The 16,790-nt window shown below is 70.2% G+C and carries 12 protein-coding genes; 7 read left to right on the top strand and 5 right to left on the bottom strand.

From position 1 onward, the window contains the following. Window positions 1-66: 66 nt before the first annotated feature. The 6 genes from ACZ6JT_RS28375 (at window position 67) to ACZ6JT_RS28350 (ending at window position 8,576) form a co-directional block, all read left to right on the top strand. A complete protein-coding gene (locus ACZ6JT_RS28375; RefSeq protein ID WP_469214010.1) occupies window positions 67-1,281 on the top strand; it encodes an ROK family transcriptional regulator in 1,215 nt (404 codons plus the stop codon). Window positions 1,282-1,398: 117 nt separating this feature from the next. Beyond that, window positions 1,399-2,514, top strand: coding sequence for a substrate-binding domain-containing protein (locus ACZ6JT_RS28370; protein ID WP_469214009.1), 1,116 nt, complete (start codon window positions 1,399-1,401; stop codon window positions 2,512-2,514). A 165-nt stretch (window positions 2,515-2,679) separates the two neighbouring features. Continuing rightward, window positions 2,680-3,468, top strand: coding sequence for an ATP-binding cassette domain-containing protein (locus tag ACZ6JT_RS28365; RefSeq protein WP_030713496.1), 789 nt, complete (start codon window positions 2,680-2,682; stop codon window positions 3,466-3,468). Window positions 3,469-3,494: 26 nt separating this feature from the next. Further along, window positions 3,495-4,781: a sugar ABC transporter permease gene (locus ACZ6JT_RS28360; protein WP_469214431.1), complete on the top strand. Its 1,287-nt coding sequence runs from the start codon at window positions 3,495-3,497 to the stop codon at window positions 4,779-4,781. A gap of 261 nt (window positions 4,782-5,042) precedes the next feature. Beyond that, entirely contained in the window at window positions 5,043-6,959 is a 1,917-nt protein-coding gene (dxs, locus tag ACZ6JT_RS28355) for a 1-deoxy-D-xylulose-5-phosphate synthase (RefSeq protein WP_469214007.1), read from the top strand. 132 nt (window positions 6,960-7,091) lie between these two features. Beyond that, a complete protein-coding gene (locus tag ACZ6JT_RS28350) occupies window positions 7,092-8,576 on the top strand; it encodes an amino acid permease (RefSeq protein WP_469214006.1) in 1,485 nt (494 codons plus the stop codon). Window positions 8,577-8,642: 66 nt separating this feature from the next. Here the strand turns inward: ACZ6JT_RS28350 and ACZ6JT_RS28345 are convergent, their stop codons facing one another. The 3 genes from ACZ6JT_RS28345 to ACZ6JT_RS28335 all read right to left on the bottom strand — a co-directional run bounded on the left by ACZ6JT_RS28345 (window position 8,643) and on the right by ACZ6JT_RS28335 (window position 13,127). After that, a complete protein-coding gene (locus tag ACZ6JT_RS28345; protein WP_030713508.1) occupies window positions 8,643-9,683 on the bottom strand; it encodes an LCP family protein in 1,041 nt (346 codons plus the stop codon). Between the two features lie 91 nt (window positions 9,684-9,774). Next, window positions 9,775-11,904, bottom strand: a complete 2,130-nt coding sequence (locus ACZ6JT_RS28340) for a 3-hydroxyacyl-CoA dehydrogenase NAD-binding domain-containing protein (protein WP_469214004.1) — start codon at window positions 11,902-11,904, stop codon at window positions 9,775-9,777. Beyond that, a complete protein-coding gene (locus ACZ6JT_RS28335) occupies window positions 11,901-13,127 on the bottom strand; it encodes a thiolase family protein (RefSeq protein WP_365477339.1) in 1,227 nt (408 codons plus the stop codon). Before ACZ6JT_RS28335 ends, ACZ6JT_RS28340 begins: the two co-directional genes overlap by 4 nt. A gap of 321 nt (window positions 13,128-13,448) precedes the next feature. On the opposite strand from ACZ6JT_RS28335, the gene ACZ6JT_RS28330 reads away from it, so the two are divergent. Further along, window positions 13,449-14,636: an alpha/beta fold hydrolase gene (locus ACZ6JT_RS28330; protein ID WP_469214002.1), complete on the top strand. Its 1,188-nt coding sequence runs from the start codon at window positions 13,449-13,451 to the stop codon at window positions 14,634-14,636. A 53-nt stretch (window positions 14,637-14,689) separates the two neighbouring features. On the opposite strand, the gene ACZ6JT_RS28325 is transcribed toward ACZ6JT_RS28330, so the two are convergent. Further along, complete coding sequence (locus ACZ6JT_RS28325) at window positions 14,690-15,973, bottom strand: HRDC domain-containing protein (protein ID WP_469214000.1); 1,284 nt, start codon at window positions 15,971-15,973, stop codon at window positions 14,690-14,692. Window positions 15,974-16,123: 150 nt separating this feature from the next. Next, on the bottom strand, window positions 16,124-16,786 hold the full coding sequence (locus tag ACZ6JT_RS28320) for a helix-turn-helix transcriptional regulator (protein WP_007267191.1): 663 nt from the start codon (window positions 16,784-16,786) through the stop codon (window positions 16,124-16,126). Window positions 16,787-16,790 lie beyond the last annotated feature (4 nt).

Raw genomic sequence — 16,790 nt, 5'->3', positions numbered from 1 at the left:
AACCGCAACGTGTCCCGGCCGGGGGGCGACGGCTTGCCGTCGCTTATGGGCAGGAGTGGATGAGTCGTGCAGACTCCCGGATCGCAGTCCTCGCTGCATCGCGCGAATCTCGAACGGGTCGTGCGGGCGGTGCGGCTCGCGGGATCGCTGACCCAGGCGGAGATCGCCCGCACCACCGGACTGTCGGCGGCCACGGTCTCCAACATCGTCCGGGAACTGAAGGACGGCGGGACCGTCGAGGTCACCGACACCTCGGCGGGGGGCCGGCGCGCCCGCAGCGTCTCGCTCAGCGGTGACGCGGGGATCGTCATCGGCGTCGACTTCGGCCACACCCACCTGCGGGTGGCGGTGGGGAACCTGGCTCACCAGGTGCTGGCCGAGGAGTCCGAGCCGCTGGACGTCGACGCCTCCTGGGCGGACGGCTTCAACCGGGCGGAGGCCCTGGTCGGGCGGCTGATCACGGACATCGGGGTCGGGCTGGAGAAGGTCATCGGCGTCGGCCTCGGCGTGCCCGGCCCGATCGACGTGGAGTCCGGGACCCTCGGGTCGACCGCGATCCTGCCGGGCTGGGCGGGGATCAACCCCCGCCAGGAGCTCTCGCAGCGCCTCGGCGTGCCGGTGTACGTGGACAACGACGCGAACCTCGGAGCCCTCGGTGAACTCGTTTGGGGGAGCGGGCGGGGAGTAAAGGACCTCGCCTACATCAAGGTGGCCAGCGGCGTCGGCTCCGGCCTGGTCATCAACGGTCAGATCTACCGCGGACCGGGGGGCACCGCGGGCGAGATCGGGCACATCACGCTGGACGAATCGGGCCCGGTCTGCCGCTGCGGCAACCGCGGCTGCCTCGAGACCTTCACCGCGGCCCGGTACGTCCTGCCGCTGCTCCAGGGCACGCACGGACCGGAGTTGACGATGGAGCGGGTGGTCGAACTGGCCCGGGACGGGGACCCGGGCTGCCGCCGCGTGATCACGGACGTGGGCCGCCACATCGGCAGCGGCGTGGCCAGCCTGTGCAACCTCCTGAACCCCAGCCGCGTGGTGCTGGGCGGCTCGCTCGCGGAGGCCGGTGAACTCGTCCTGGCGCCCATCCGTGAATCAGTGGGGAGGTACGCGATCCCCAGCGCGGCACGGCAACTGTCGGTGCTGACCGGGTCCCTGGGGGGACGGGCCGAGGTGCTGGGCGCACTGGCGCTCGTACTCAGCGAGATGGGCGATTCGACACTTTTGTCAGACCATGGAAGTGGAGTGCGAACTCCCGCCGTCTTGCCTTCAGGTAGATAACGGATGGCACCGTTGTCATCTCGTTAAGGATTCACTCCTTGACGGCAAAACGCGGCCGGGGTTGACTCACATCCACCTCGGCCGCAGTGCTGCGGCCTCGTCAGGGAGGTTCAAGTAATGAACACGCGTATGCGCAGAGCCGCCGTAGCTGTTGCCGCCGGTGCCATGGCCGTTTCGCTCGCCGCTTGCGGCAGTGCGAAGGAAGCCGGCGACACGACGAAGGCGTCCTCCGGCGCTGCCAAGGGCGACGCGATCACGGTCGGCCTGCTCCTGCCGGAGAACCAGACCGCGCGCTACGAGAAGTTCGACAAGCCGCTGATCGAGAAGAAGGTCGCCGAGCTCACTGGCGGCAAGGGCAAGGTCGTCTACGCCAACGCCAAGCAGGACGCGACCACGCAGAACTCCCAGGTCGACACGATGATCACCAACAAGGTGGACGTCCTGATCGTCGACGCGGTGGACTCCAAGGCCATCGCCGGTTCGGTCAAGAAGGCGAAGGACGCCGGCATCCCGGTCATCGCCTACGACCGCCTGGCCGAGGGCCCGATCGACGCGTACACCTCCTTCGACAACGAAGAGGTCGGCAAGGTCCAGGGCAAGGCGCTGCTGGAGGCGCTGGGCGACAAGGCCAAGGACGGCCAGATCGTCATGATGAACGGCTCGGTCACCGACCCGAACGCCAAGCTCTTCAAGTCCGGTGCGCACTCCGTCCTCGACGGCAAGGTGAACGTCGGCAAGGAGTACGACACCGTCGAGTGGAAGCCGGAGAACGCCAACACCAACATGGCGGCCGCCCTCTCCGCGCTCGGCAAGGACAAGGTCATCGGCGTCTACTCCGCCAACGACGGCATGGCGGGCGGCATCATCACCGCCCTCAAGGCCGCCGGCGTCTCCCCCCTGCCGCCGGTCACCGGCCAGGACGCCGAACTCGCCGGTGTGCAGCGCATCGTCGCGGGCGAGCAGTTCATGAGTGTCTACAAGCCGTACGCCCCCGAGGCCGAGGCCGCCGCGAAGATGGCCGTCGCCCTCGCCAAGGGTGAGAAGCTCGACGGAGTCACCACCTCCACCGTCGACAGCCCGACCACCAAGGGCGTCGCGTCCGTGCTGATCCCGGTCGTCTCGCTGACCAAGGCGAACATCAACGACACGGTCGTCAAGGACGGCGTCTACTCGGTCGCCGAGATCTGCACCGACAAGTACGCGGCGGCCTGCGCCGCGGCCGGCCTGAAGTAGCGGCCCCCGTCGCCTCCTCGCGAGGCGGCCCCCCGTGCCTGACCGGCGCCCCGCCCACCTCATCCCCGCCACGCGGCGGGGCGCCGGGCAGAAACGATCCTCCCCCCCATTCGCCCCGCTCCTGCTCTTTTGCACGACATCCCCGCCGGTCAGGCGGCGAAGGAGATGGTTCATGTGTCCGCTGCGCCCGTGCTGGCGTTGCGAGGGGTCTCGAAGCGGTTCGGCGCCGTTCAGGCCCTGACCGACGTAGAACTCGAGATCCACTCCGGTGAAGTGGTCGCCCTCGTCGGCGACAACGGTGCCGGAAAGTCCACGCTGGTCAAGACGATCGCCGGCGTGCACCCCATCGATGAAGGTGTCATCGAGTGGGAGGGCCGTCCGGTCTCCATCGGCAAGCCCCATGACGCCCAGAACCTGGGCATCGCGACGGTCTACCAGGACCTGGCGCTGTGCGACAACATCGATGTCGTCGGCAACCTCTTCCTCGGCCGCGAGCTCAAGCGCTACGGCGTCCTCGACGAGGTGGAGATGGAGCGGCGCGCCCGCGAGCTCCTGACCACCCTGTCCATCCGGATCCCCAGCGTCCGTATCCCCATCGCCTCGCTCTCCGGCGGTCAGCGCCAGACCGTGGCGATCGCCCGTTCCATGCTGGGCGAGCCCCAGCTCGTCATCCTGGACGAGCCCACCGCCGCGCTCGGCGTCGAGCAGACCGCACAGGTGCTCGACCTGGTGGAGCGGCTGCGCGAGCGCGGCCACGCCGTCATCCTCATCAGCCACAACATGGCCGATGTGAAGGCCGTCGCCGACAAGGTGGCGGTCCTGCGGCTGGGCCGCAACAACGGTGTCTTCAATGTCGCCGACACCTCGCAGGAAGAGATCATCTCCGCCATCACCGGTGCCACGGACAACGCCGTGACCCGCCGGGCGGCCCGCACCTCGGAGGCCGGCAAGTGAGCACCCAGAACCCCGCCACCGATCCCCTGGGCAAGGGCCCCGCCGGTCAGGAGCACATCGACCCGGTCAACCCGGCGGCGGCCCACGACGCCATCCCGGCCGTGGACCCCCGCCTCCTCGTCCGGGAGCAGGGCCTCGCCGGATACGTGGGCGAGTTCAAGCGCAAGATGAAGGCGGGTGACCTGGGCTCCCTCCCGGTCGTCATCGGCCTGATCATCATCTGGTCCATCTTCCAGGGGCTGAACTCGAACTTCCTCTCCCCGGAGAACCTCAGCAACATCGCGATCACGATGACCGGCACCGGCATGATCGCCATCGGCATCATCTTCGTGCTGCTGCTCGGCGAGATCGACCTCTCGGTCGGCTCGGTCAGCGGCGTCTCGGGCGCGATCGTCGCCGTCCTGGCCGTCACCCACGGTGTGAACGAATGGCTGGCGATCCTGGCGGCCGTCGCGGGCGGCGCCGTGATCGGCACCATCCACGGCTTCTTCTTCGCCCGGATCGGCGCCCCGGCCTTCGCCGTCACCCTGTCGGGCCTGCTCTTCTGGCTGGGCGCGATGCTGCAGATCCTCGGCAGCAACGGCACGATCAACATCGACTCCGACGGCGTGGTCGGCCAGCTGACCACGTACTTCTTCTCGGACGTGGCCGTGGCCTACGGGCTGGCCGCGCTCGCGGTGGCCGGCTACTTCCTCGCGGCCTTCTTCGACGCGCGGCGCCGTGAGGCCGCCGGGATGCCCTCCCGGCCGCTCGCCGAGATCCTGCTGCGCACCGGCCTGCTCGCGCTGTGCACCTTCGGTCCCGCCGTGCTGTTCAACCAGTACAAGGGCCTGCCGCTCGCGGTGGTGCTCTTCCTGCTGGCGCTGGTCGTCACGGACTTCCTGCTGCGCCGCACGACGTTCGGGCGAAACGTTTTCGCACTGGGTGGCAGCGTCGAGGCCTCCCGCCGTGCGGGCATCAACGTCACCCGGATCCGGATCACGGTCTTCGCGATCTCCGGCACCTTCGCCGCCATCGGCGGTCTGTTCTGGGCCTCCAAGATCGCGGCGGCCAACCAGAGCGCCGGCGCCGGCGACCTGCTGATGAACGTGATCGCGGCGGCCGTCATCGGCGGCACCAGCCTCTTCGGCGGCCGGGGCCGGACCTGGAACGCCCTCCTCGGCGTCATGGTCATCGTCTCGATCCAGTACGGTCTGGCCCTGGAAGGCATCGCGACGCCGATCCAGTACATGATCACCGGTGCGGTGCTGCTGACCACCGTGGTGATCGACTCGGTCTCGCGCAAGACCCAGAAGACGGCCGGACGCGCCTGACGGTGCGTCCGACCGCCCGCCGGAGCGGCATCCGGCGGTAAGAACGGTCACAGTGCCCGGCGTCACTCACGTGGCGCCGGGCATCCGTGCGTGCATGCGCGGGTACTCCTGTGCGGGTATACGCCCGTTTGTGATGTGTGGCCGCGCGGTGGTGCGTACATGTATGACAAAGGTGTGACCCCGCCGGGACGGCCCGATGACCGCGCCGCGCAGCGGAACATTAGACTCGACAGACCAGCAAGCAACTGCAAGGAGGCACGGGTGCTGCTGACCCGCATCAAGGGACCGCGCGATCTGGACCGGCTCAGCCAGGAGGAGCTCGACCAGCTCGCCGCAGAGATCAGGTCCTTCCTCGTCGACGCCGTCTCCAAGACCGGCGGGCACCTCGGCCCCAACCTCGGCGTGGTCGAACTGACGATCGCCTTGCACCGGGTCTTCGAATCGCCCAAGGACAAGGTCCTCTTCGACACCGGCCACCAGGCCTACGTCCACAAGCTGCTCACGGGCCGCCAGGACTTCGGCAACCTGCGCTCCAAGGGCGGCCTCTCCGGCTACCCCTCGCGCGCCGAGTCCGACCACGACGTGATCGAGAACTCGCACGCCTCCACCGTGCTGGGCTGGGCCGACGGCCTCGCCAAGGCCAACGAGGTGCTGGGACGCGAGGACCACCACGTCGCCGCCGTCATCGGCGACGGCGCGCTGACCGGCGGCATGGCCTGGGAGGCGCTGAACAACATCGCCGCCGCCAAGGACCGCCCGCTCGTCATCGTCGTCAACGACAACGAGCGCTCGTACGGCCCCACCATCGGCGGCCTCGCCAACCACCTGGCCACCCTGCGCACCACGGACGGCTACGAGCGCTTCCTGGCCCGCGGCAAGGAGATCCTGGAGCGCACCCCGGTCGTCGGGAAGCCGCTCTTCGAGACCCTGCACGGCGCCAAGAAGGGCCTCAAGGACTTCATCGCCCCCCAGGGGATGTTCGAGGACCTCGGCCTGAAGTACATCGGCCCCATCGACGGCCACGACATCGAGGCCCTGGAGTCCGCCCTGCAGCGCGCCAAGCGCTTCAGCGGCCCGGTCATCGTGCACTGCCTCACCCAGAAGGGCCGCGGCTACACCCCCGCCCTGGAGCACGAGGCGGACCGCTTCCACGCGGTGGGTGTGATCCACCCGGACACGGGTCTGCCGGTCAAGACCGCCGCTGCCAGCTGGACCTCCGTCTTCGCCGACGAGATGGTCAAGCTCGGCCACGACCGCGAGGACATCGTCGGCATCACCGCCGCGATGCTCCACCCGGTCGGCCTCAACAAGTTCGCGGAGGCCTTCCCCGACCGCATCTACGACGTGGGCATCGCCGAACAGCACGGCGCCACTTCGGCGGCGGGCCTGGCCACCGGCGGGGTGCACCCCGTCTTCGCGGTGTACGCCACATTCCTCAACCGCGCCTTCGACCAGGTCCTGATGGACGTGGCGCTGCACAAGTGCGGCGTCACCTTCGTGCTCGACCGGGCCGGTGTCACCGGCGACGACGGCGCGTCCCACAACGGCATGTGGGACATGTCCATCCTCCAGGTCGTGCCCGGCCTGCGGCTCGCCGCCCCGCGCGACGCCGAGCAGCTGCGCGCCCAGCTCCGCGAGGCCGTCGAGGTCAAGGACGCCCCGACCGTCGTGCGCTACTCCAAGGGCGTCGTCGGCCCGGCCGTCCCGGCCGTCGGCCGGATCGGCGGCATGGACGTCCTGCGCGCCCCGGCCCCCGAGGTCACCCGACCGGACGTACTGCTCGTCTCGGTCGGCGCACTCGCCCCGATGTGCCTGGAAATCGCCGACCTGCTCGACAAGCAGGGCATCACCACGACCGTGGTGGACCCCCGTTGGGTCAAGCCCGTGGACGAGGCCCTGGCCCCGCTGGCCGACCGCCACCGCGTGGTCGTCACCGTCGAGGACAACGGCCGCACCGGCGGCGTGGGCTCCGCCGTCTCGCAGGCCCTGCGGGACGCGGGAGTCGACGTACCGCTGCGCGACTTCGGCATCCCGCAGCGCTTCCTCGACCACGCCTCCCGCAAGGAGGTCATGGCCGAGATCGGGCTGACCGCCCCGGACATCGCACGGCAGGTCACGGGCCTGGTGGCGAAGCTGGACGGGCGCTACGACAGCGAGCCGGCCGCCGCCGTCGACTAGGCCGGGTACCGGCCACTAGATCGCCGCGCGGTTGCACGTCACGGGCCGGGAGATCACCCTTGGAGGGGTGGGCCTCCCGGCCCGTTCGCGTGCGTCGACACCTGTTTCGGAGGTGCGTCGGTGAGTAGGGATATGAACAGCCCCTTCCGCACCAAGACGGTGGAGCAGTCCATCCGTGACACTGAGGAGCCGGAACACGCGCTCCGGAAGTCGCTCTCCGCCTGGGACCTGACGGTTTTCGGTGTGGGTGTCATCATCGGCACCGGCATCTTCGTCCTCACGGGCATCGCGGCCCGCAACAACGCCGGACCCGCCACCGCCCTCGCCTTCGTGGCGGCGGGCATCGTGTGTGCTCTCGCGGCGCTCTGCTACGCCGAGTTCGCGTCCACGGTGCCGGTGGCCGGCTCCGCGTACACCTTCTCGTACGCCTCGATCGGTGAGCTGCCCGCCTGGATCATCGGCTGGGACCTGGTACTGGAGTTCGCCCTCGGCACCGCCGTCGTCGCGGTCGGCTGGTCCGGGTACGTGCGCCACCTGATGCACACCAACCTGGGCTGGGACCTGCCCAGGGCACTGGAGGGGCCGGACGCGGGAGGAAGCTTCGACCTGCTGGCCTTCCTGCTGATCCTCGTGCTGACGGCGATCCTGGTCGTCGGGACGAAGCTCTCGGCGCGCATCACCGCCATCGTGGTCGCCATCAAGGTCACCGTGGTCCTGCTGGTCATCATCGCCGGCCTGTTCTTCATCAAGGCCGACAATTACTCGCCGTTCATCCCTCCGGCCCAGCCGCAGGAGGCGGGCGGCGGCTGGCACGCGCCACTGGTCCAGGTGCTCTTCGGCTACGCGCCCACCAACTTCGGCGTCATGGGCATCTTCACCGCGGCCTCCCTCATCTTCTTCGCCTTCATCGGCTTCGACGTCGTGGCCACCGCCGCCGAGGAGACCAAGAACCCCCAGCGGGACATGCCGCGCGGCATCCTCGGCTCGCTGCTGATCTGCACCGTGCTCTACGTCGCCGTGACGCTGGTGGTCACCGGCATGCAGAAGTACTCGGAGATGTCACCGACGGCGCCCCTGGCCGAAGCCTTCAAATCGGTGAACCAGCCCTTCTTCTCCGGTGCCATCAGTCTCGGTGCGGCCGTCGGTCTGATCACCGTCAGCATGATCCTGCTGCTCGGCCAGACCCGCGTGTTCTTCGCGATGAGCCGTGACGGACTGCTGCCGCGCGTCTTCTCCGTCACCCACCCCAAGTACCGCACCCCTTACCGGGCGACGCTCCTGCTCGGCGGGGTCATCGCCGTCGTCGCCGGCTTCACCAGTCTGGAGAAGCTCGCGGAACTGGTGAACATCGGCACCCTGTTCGCCTTCGTGCTCGTCGCCCTCGGCGTGATCATCCTGCGCCGGACCCGGCCCGACCTGCACCGGGCGTTCCGCTGCCCGTGGGTACCGGTGATCCCGATCCTGTCGATCGCGGCCTCGCTCTGGCTGATGCTCAACCTGCCGGTCGAGACCTGGGCCCGCTTCGGCATCTGGATGGCGATCGGCATCGTCGTCTACTTCGTCTACGGGCGCTCGCACAGCCGCCTCGGCAAGGCCGGCGCCAACGCGGAGTTCTAGCCCCGGGAAAGACGAAGCCGGCCGTACGGTCACCCGTACGGCCGGCTCCTGCGTGCGCGGGACCCGTCAGCCCTTGGCGGGGGAGTCCTTCGCCGAGGCGGGGACCTTCTGGTCGTTGCGCAGGGCCTCCCACAACTGGGTGGCCTGCGGTTCGGCCACGACCACGCGGTTCGGGTCCACCTTGTCGTAGGCGACCGGCAGCATGATGGTCTCCATCGTGTCCGGGTTCACGCCCTTCATGCTCTGCGCGAAGTCGGACAGCGCGGTGAGGGAGGCGAGATCGGAGTCCGTGGTCAGCGACTTGGTCCCGGCGTCCGCGAGCTTGTACAGCCGGGCCGGGTTGCCGAGGGCGTCCTGCTTCTTGATCTCCGACAGCATCGCCAGCATGAACTGCTGCTGCAGGCCTATCCGCCCGAGGTCGCTGCCGTCGCCGTAGCCGTAGCGGGTACGGACGAACTTGAGCGAGTCGGTGCCGTTCAGCCGGTGCGTGCCCGCGTCCAGCTTCAGGCCGCCCTTGGCGCCGCTCATCGGCTTGTCGAGGGTGACGGTGACCCCGCCCAGCGCGTCCACGAGGCCCTTGAAGCCCGCGAAGTCGACCTCGACGAAGTGGTCCACGCGCACCCCGGACAGCTGCTCCACGGTGTTGACCACACAGGCCGGACCGGCGAGCGAGTAGACGGAATTGAACATCACCCGCTTCGCGGACGGCACGGTCTTGCCGTCGCGGTCCTTGCACTCGGGCCGGGTGATGAGGGTGTCGCGGGGGATGCTCACCGCGGTCGCCTTGGCCCGGCCCTCGGGTATGTGCACCAGCATCGCGGTGTCCGAGCGGGCGCCGCTGACGTCGCCGTGGTCGAGGTCGGCATTGGCGCCGGCCCGCGAATCGGAGCCGAGCACCAGGATGTTCTGCGCGTTCGCGACCACCTTCGGGGGGCGGTTGTCCCCGATCGCCTGATCCAGGTCGACGCTGTCGATGTTGCCGTTGAGATGGCTGTACGTCCACCAGCCGGCTCCGGCCGCGCCCAGGATCAGCACGGCGACCAGCAGCAGGGTGATCCGCAGAATGCGGCGTCGGCGGCGCCTGGGCCGCGCGTGCGTTTCCGTCATGGGGGTGAATCTTAGACAGATATTCGAACGGCCGAAGCCCGCCCCCCGAAGGGGGCGGGCCGGGCCGTTGAACGGCCGTCCGCGACCCGGACTAGGCCGGGACGCTCGCGATGCCGGGGGCGAGGAACTTCTTGCCGTTCACGCGCTCCGAGACGCCCTCACGGTCCAGGTACGGCGTGATGCCGCCCAGGTGGAAGGGCCAGCCGGCGCCCGTGATGAGGCAGAGGTCGATGTCCTGGGCCTCGGCCACGACACCCTCCTCCAGCATCAGGCCGATCTCCTGCGCCACCGCGTCCAGGACGCGGTCGCGCACCTGCTCCTCCGTCAGGACGGAGTCGCCCTGTACCAGGAGGGCGGCGACCTCGGGGTCCAGCTCCGGCTTGCCGGAGTCGTAGACGTAGAAGCCGCGCTTGCCGGCCTTGACGACCGCCGCGAGGTTCGGGGAGACGGTGAAGCGCTCCGGGAAGGCGCGGTTCAGGGTCTCGGAGACGTGCAGACCGATCGCCGGGCCCACGAGCTCCAGCAGCACCAGCGGGGACATCGGCAGGCCGAGCGGCTCGATGGCCTTCTCCGCCGTGACGACCGGGGTGCCCTCGTCGATGACGTTCTGGATCTCGCCCATGAAGCGGGTCAGGATGCGGTTCACGACGAACGCCGGGGCGTCCTTGGTGAGGACCGCGGTCTTCTTCAGCTTCTTGGCGACACCGAAGGCCGTGGCCAGCGAGGCGTCGTCGGTCTGCTCACCGCGGACGATCTCCAGCAGCGGGAGGATCGCGACGGGGTTGAAGAAGTGGAAGCCGACCACGCGCTCCGGGTGCCGGAGCTTCGAGGCCATCTCGGAGACCGACAGCGAGGAGGTGTTGGTGGCGAGGATCGCGTGCGCCGGAGCGACCGCCTCGACCTCCGCGAACACCTTCTGCTTGACGGACATCTCCTCGAACACGGCCTCGATGATGAAGTCCGCGTCCGCGAAGCCCTCGGCCTTGTCCAGGACGCCCGTCACCAGGGCGGTCAGGCGGTTGGCCTTGTCCTGGTTGATGCGGCCCTTGCCGAGCAGCTTCTGGATCTCGGCGTGGACGTAGCCCACGCCCTTGTCCACGCGCTCCTGGTCGATGTCGGTGAGGACCACCGGCACCTCCAGGCGGCGCAGGAAGAGCAGCGCCAGCTGCGAGGCCATCAGGCCCGCGCCGACGACGCCGACCTTGGTGACCGGACGGGCCAGGGACTTGTCCGGGGCACCGGCCGGGCGCTTGGCGCGCTTCTGGACCAGGTTGAAGGCGTAGATGCCCGAGCGCAGCTCGCCGCCCATGATGAGGTCGGCCAGGGCCGTGTCCTCGGCGTCGAAGCCGGCCTGCAGGTCGCCCGACTTGGCCGCGGCGATGATGTCCAGCGCGCGGTAGGCGGCCGGAGCTGCGCCGTGCACCTTGGAGTCCGCGATGAAGCGGCCCTTGGCGACGGCCGCGTCCCAGGCCTCGCCGCGGTCGATCTCGGCGCGGACGACCTCGGTGGTGCCGTTCAGGACGTTCGCGGTCCACAGGAGCGACTGCTCCAGGAAGTCCGCGCCCTCGAACAGCGCGTCCGCGATGCCCAGGTCGAAGACCTGCTTGCCGCGCAGCTGCTTGTTCTGGTTGAGCGAGTTCTCGATGATCACCGAGACCGCGCGCTCCGCGCCGATCAGGTTCGGCAGGATGGCGCAGCCGCCCCAGCCCGGAACCAGGCCGAGGAAGACCTCGGGCAGCGAGAAGGCCGGGATGGCCTTCGAGACGGTGCGGTAGGTGCAGTGCAGGCCGACCTCGACACCGCCGCCCATCGCCGCGCCGTTGTAGTAGGCGAAGGTCGGGACCGCGAGCGCGGAGAGGCGCTTGAAGACGTCGTGGCCGCCCTTGCCGATGGCGAGCGCCTCGTCGTGCTTCTTCAGCAGCTCGACACCCTTGAGGTCGGCGCCGACCGCGAAGATGAACGGCTTGCCGGTGATGCCCGCGCCGACGATGGAGCCCGCGAGGGCCTCCTGCTCGACCTGGTCGATCGCCGCGTTCAGGTTGGCCAGCGACTGCGGGCCGAAGGTGGTCGGCTTGGTGTGGTCGAAACCGTTGTCCAGCGTGATGAGCGCGAAGCGCCCGGCGCCGAACGGCAGGTCCAGGTGGCGGACGTGCGCGGAGGTGACGACCTCGTCCGGGAACAGCTCGGCCGCACCCTTCAGGAGCTCGGCGGTGGTGCTCACTTGGCGTCTCCCTCGGCGGTGAAGTGCGGGTTCTCCCAGATGACCGTGGCGCCCATGCCGAAGCCGACGCACATGGTGGTCAGGCCGTAGCGGACGTGCGGCTGCTCCTCGAACTGACGGGCCAGCTGCGTCATCAGGCGGACGCCCGAGGAGGCCAGCGGGTGGCCGAACGCGATGGCGCCGCCGTACTGGTTCACGCGGGAGTCGTCGTCGGCGATGCCGTAGTGCTCCAGGAAGGCGAGCACCTGCACGGCGAACGCCTCGTTGATCTCGAACAGGCCTATGTCCTCGATGGACAGGCCGGCCTGGGCGAGGGCCTTCTCGGTGGCCGGGATCGGGCCGTAGCCCATGACCTCCGGCTCGACACCCGCGAAGGAGTACGAGACGAGGCGCATCTTGACCGGGAGGTTGTTCTCGCGGGCGAAGTCCTCGGACGCGATGATCGCGGCGGTGGCACCGTCGTTGAGACCGGCGGCGTTGCCCGCGGTGACCCGGCCGTGCGTACGGAACGGGGTCTTCAGGCCGGCCAGGTTCTCCAGCGTGGTGCCCGGGCGCATCGGCTCGTCGGTGGTGACCAGGCCCCAGCCCGTCTCACCGGCCGCCTCGTTGGTGTTGCGCACCGAGATCGGGACCAGGTCCTGCTGGATCTTGCCGTCGGCGTACGCCTTGGCGGCCTTCTCCTGCGAGCGCACGGCGTACTCGTCGGCGCGGAGCTTGGTGATCGTCGGGTACCGGTCGTGCAGGTTCTCGGCGGTCATGCCCATGAACAGGGCGGACTCGTCGACCAGCTTCTCGGAGACGAAGCGCGGGTTCGGGTCCACGCCCTCGCCCATGGGGTGGCGGCCCATGTGCTCGACACCGCCGGCGAGGGCGACGTCGTACGCACCGAAGGCCACACCGCCCGCGACGGCGGTCACGGCGGTCAGCGCGCCGGCGCACATGCGGTCGATGGAGTAGCCGGGGACGGACTGCGGGAGGCCCGCGAGGATCCCGGCCGTACGGCCCAGCGTGAGGCCCTGGTCGCCGATCTGCGTGGTCGCGGCGATGGCGACCTCGTCGATCTTCTTGGGGTCCAGGTCCGGGTTGCGGCGCAGCAGCTCCCGGATCGCCTTGACGACGAGATCGTCGGCGCGGGTCTCGTGGTAGATGCCCTTCGGGCCCGCCTTGCCGAACGGGGTGCGGACGCCGTCGACGAAGACGACGTCCCTGACGGTACGAGGCACGTTGGCTCTCCTCCAGGTGCGGGTGTGCACTGCTGCGCGGGGGCGGCCCATCACTGAGCGCCCGCTCACCCGGCCATGCTACTTGTCGGTAACCGACGTGCACACCCCCTCCCCGAACAGCGGCGAAGGTCACACTCCGCACCCCGCGCGCGCCCCCTCCTCGCGCCCGTCCGATCGGAGCGCCCCGGGTTACCCGAAAGGGTCCGACACCGGCCCGCACGGTCGCGTCGGGGGCTCCGGGAGCCCCCGCCTCGGGATTCTGGCCCGGTCTCGGCATCCCGGCATCCCGACCGGACCGAGCGGACCGAAAGGGGCCCCGCCATGCCCGCCGCGCCCGTCCTCCCCACCGACCACCCCGTACCCCACGTCTCCCAGCTCCCCGTCAACAAGGGGGAGACCATCAACCTCTTCGTGCGCGAGCGCGACGGCACGCAGAACCCCGCGGAACGCACCGCGGTGCTGATGCTGCACGGCCGCAGCATCCCGGTGCTGCCCGGCGCCGACTTCGGCACGGGCAAGTACAACTGGATGATGTTCCTGGCCGACGCGGGCTACGACGTCTTCGCCATGGACCTCCAGGGCCACGGCCGCTCGTACCGGCCCCCGGTGATGGACGACCCCCGCAACGCCAACCCCAAGCACCAGGGCATCGTCCACAATGGCCACCCGCTGCCGGGCCCGGGGCCGGACCCGGTGCAGGACCCCCGGCAGCTCGGGGACTCCCGCAGCGACGTGTCCGAGGTGCACACCGTCGTGGAGTTCATCAAGAAGCGGCACAACCTGAAGAAGGTCACCCTCATGGGCTGGTCCGCCGCGGCGCAGGCGTTCGGCCCTTACAGCATTCGGTACCCGGAGAACGTATCGAGCCTATTCCTCCTGGCACCGGTCTTCCCGCCGGACGGCCCGGCCGCCCTGAGCGGAACCGACTGGGACCCGCCGGTCGAGCTGCCCCGGTCCACTCCCGCGGAGACGTGGGGCTTCCCGATGAACCTCCTCAGCAGGAAGGGCTTCGGGGACGCCTGGGCCAAGGAGCTGGGCTGTCCCGGCCAGCGCGACGACGGCATCGAGGACAAGGTGTGGGCCGCGATCATGGAAAGCGACACGCTGGGCCGCACCTGGGGTCCGCCGACCGCCTCCGGGGCGCCGCAGGGGGTGCTCCGCTACCGCAACCCCTTCTGGTGGGGCTGGAACAAGACCGGTGCCAAGCTCCACGGAGTGCTCGGTGACAAGGTGCCCGTGCTCATCGCGTACGGAGAGCGTGACCAGACGGTCCAGAGTCCGCCGGGAACCGTGCCCTTCCTCTCCGTCACCGAGCTCTACAAAACCATTCCCGGCGCGAGGAAGCTCATGTTCAAGGTGGCCTGCGCCGGTCACCAGATCCCGTGGGAGCGGGCGTCCAAGCACGTGCACCACCTGTCCCGCGAATGGCTCAAGCACACCGCGATCGACGGGCACACCCAGGGCAGCTTCCTCATGGACAAGGAGGGCAACATCACCCCCGCGCCGTGAACGCGCGCAGGCCCCCGGCGCGGAGCCGGGGGCCTGCGCGCGCAGGAGCGGGGTCAGGCGGTCGCGGCCAGGGCCGTGACCAGGGCCGGGGTGACCTGTTCGATCTGCCAGGCGCGGGCGCCGTAGCCGGCCAGGGCCTGCGCCACCGTGTCCGCGTCGAGCCGCTGCGGCGGCTCCCAGCACAGCCGGCGGACCGTGTCCGGGGTGATCAGGTTCTCCTGGGGCAGGTTGAGCGCCTCCGCCAGCGCGGAGACGGCGGTGCGGGCCGCCGACAGCCGGGCCGCGGCCGCCGGGTCCTTGTCCACCCAGGAGCGCGGCGGCGGCGGGCCGGCCGGGGTCGCCCCCGGCTGCGGCAGCTCGCTCTCGGGCAGGGCCTTCGCCCGGTCCACGGCGGCCATCCACTGGTCCAGCTGGCGCCGGCCCATCCGCTGCCCGTAGCCGGGCAGCGCGGACAGGGTGTGCACGTTCGCCGGCAGGGCCAGCGCGGCCTCGACGATCGCGGCGTCGCCGAGCACCTTGCCGGGCGACACGTCGCGCCGCTGCGCGATCCGGTCCCGGGACTCCCACAGCTCCCGTACGACCGCCATCTGACGGCGCCGGCGCACCTTGTGCATGCCCGACGTACGGCGCCACGGGTCCTTGCGGGGCGGCGCGGGCGGGGCGGAGGCGATGGCGTCGAACTCCTGGTGGGCCCACTCCAGCTTGCCCTGCCGGTCCAGCTCCTTCTCCAGCGCGTCCCGCAGGTCCACCAGCAGCTCCACGTCCAGAGCGGCGTAGCGCAGCCACGGCTCGGGGAGCGGGCGGGTGGACCAGTCGACGGCGGAGTGGCCCTTCTCCAGCGCGTAGCCGAGCACGCTCTCGACCATCGCGCCGAGTCCGACCCGGGGGAAGCCGGCCAGGCGGCCGGCCAGCTCGGTGTCGAAGAGGGAGGTGGGCACCATGCCTATTTCCCGCAGGCAGGGCAGGTCCTGGGTGGCGGCGTGCAGGATCCACTCGGTGCCGGACAGGGCCTCTCCCAGCGAGGACAGGTCGGGGCAGCCCACCGGGTCGATCAGCGCGGACCCCGCACCCTCGCGGCGCAGCTGCACCAGGTAGGCGCGCTGGCCGTAGCGGTATCCGGAGGCTCGTTCGGCGTCGACGGCGACGGGGCCGGTGCCCGCGGCGAAGGCCGCGACCACTTCGGCGAGGGCGTCCGCGTCGGCGACCACCGGCGGGATCCCCTCACGGGGCTCCAGCAACGGGATCGGCAGCCCACCGGGCGGAACAACGACGTCGTCCGGGGGGCCGCCCCCGGTGGTGGTGCGCAGGTCTGCTGCGGTCTCTTGGGCGTCGGTCACCGGTCAAGGGTATCCGTGTATACGACGCGCCCGTCGCCGGAACGTTCCGGCGACGGGCGCGAGCAGTACGCGGGGAGTTTTCCGCGGGTATCCCGGGAGGTGCCCCCGGACCGGGTCCGGGGGACGCTATCCGGGGGCTCCGCCCCGCGCTCAGTGGATGATCCCGGTGCGCAGCGCGACGGCGACCATTCCGGCGCGGTCACCGGTGCCCAGCTTGCGGGCGATCCGGGCGAGGTGGGACTTGACGGTCAGGGCGGACAGGCCCATCGAGACGCCGATGGCCTTGTTGGACTGGCCCTCCGCGACGAGGCGCAGGACCTCGACCTCGCGGCCGGAGAGCTCGCGGTAGCCGCCCGGGTGGCTCGGGGCACCCGGGGGGCGGCGGTGCATACGGGCGGCCGCGGCGCCGATGGGGGCGGCGCCGGGGCGGGTGGGGAGCCCGATGTTGGTCCGCGTACCGGTGACGACGTAGCCCTTCACTCCGCCCGCGAGGGCGTTGCGCACGGCGCCGATGTCGTCGGCGGCGGACAGGGCCAGACCGTTGGGCCAGCCGGCGGCGCGGGTCTCGGAGAGCAGGGTGAGACCGGAACCGTCGGGCAGGTGTACGTCGGCCACGCAGATGTCGCGCGGGCTGCCGACGCGGGGGCGGGCCTCCGCGATGGACGACGCCTCGATCACGTCACGGACTCCGAGGGCCCACAGATGGCGGGTCACGGTGGAGCGGACGCGCGGGTCGGCCACGACGACCATGGCCGTCGGCTTGTTCGGGCGGTAGGCGACCAGGCTTGCGGGCTGCTCGAGAAGAACGGACACCTAG

The sequence above is a fragment of the Streptomyces sp. NPDC046308 genome (assembly GCF_055588065.1).
The sequence above is the reverse complement of the archived record's forward strand: the minus strand, read 5'-3'. Positions and strand labels throughout refer to the sequence as shown.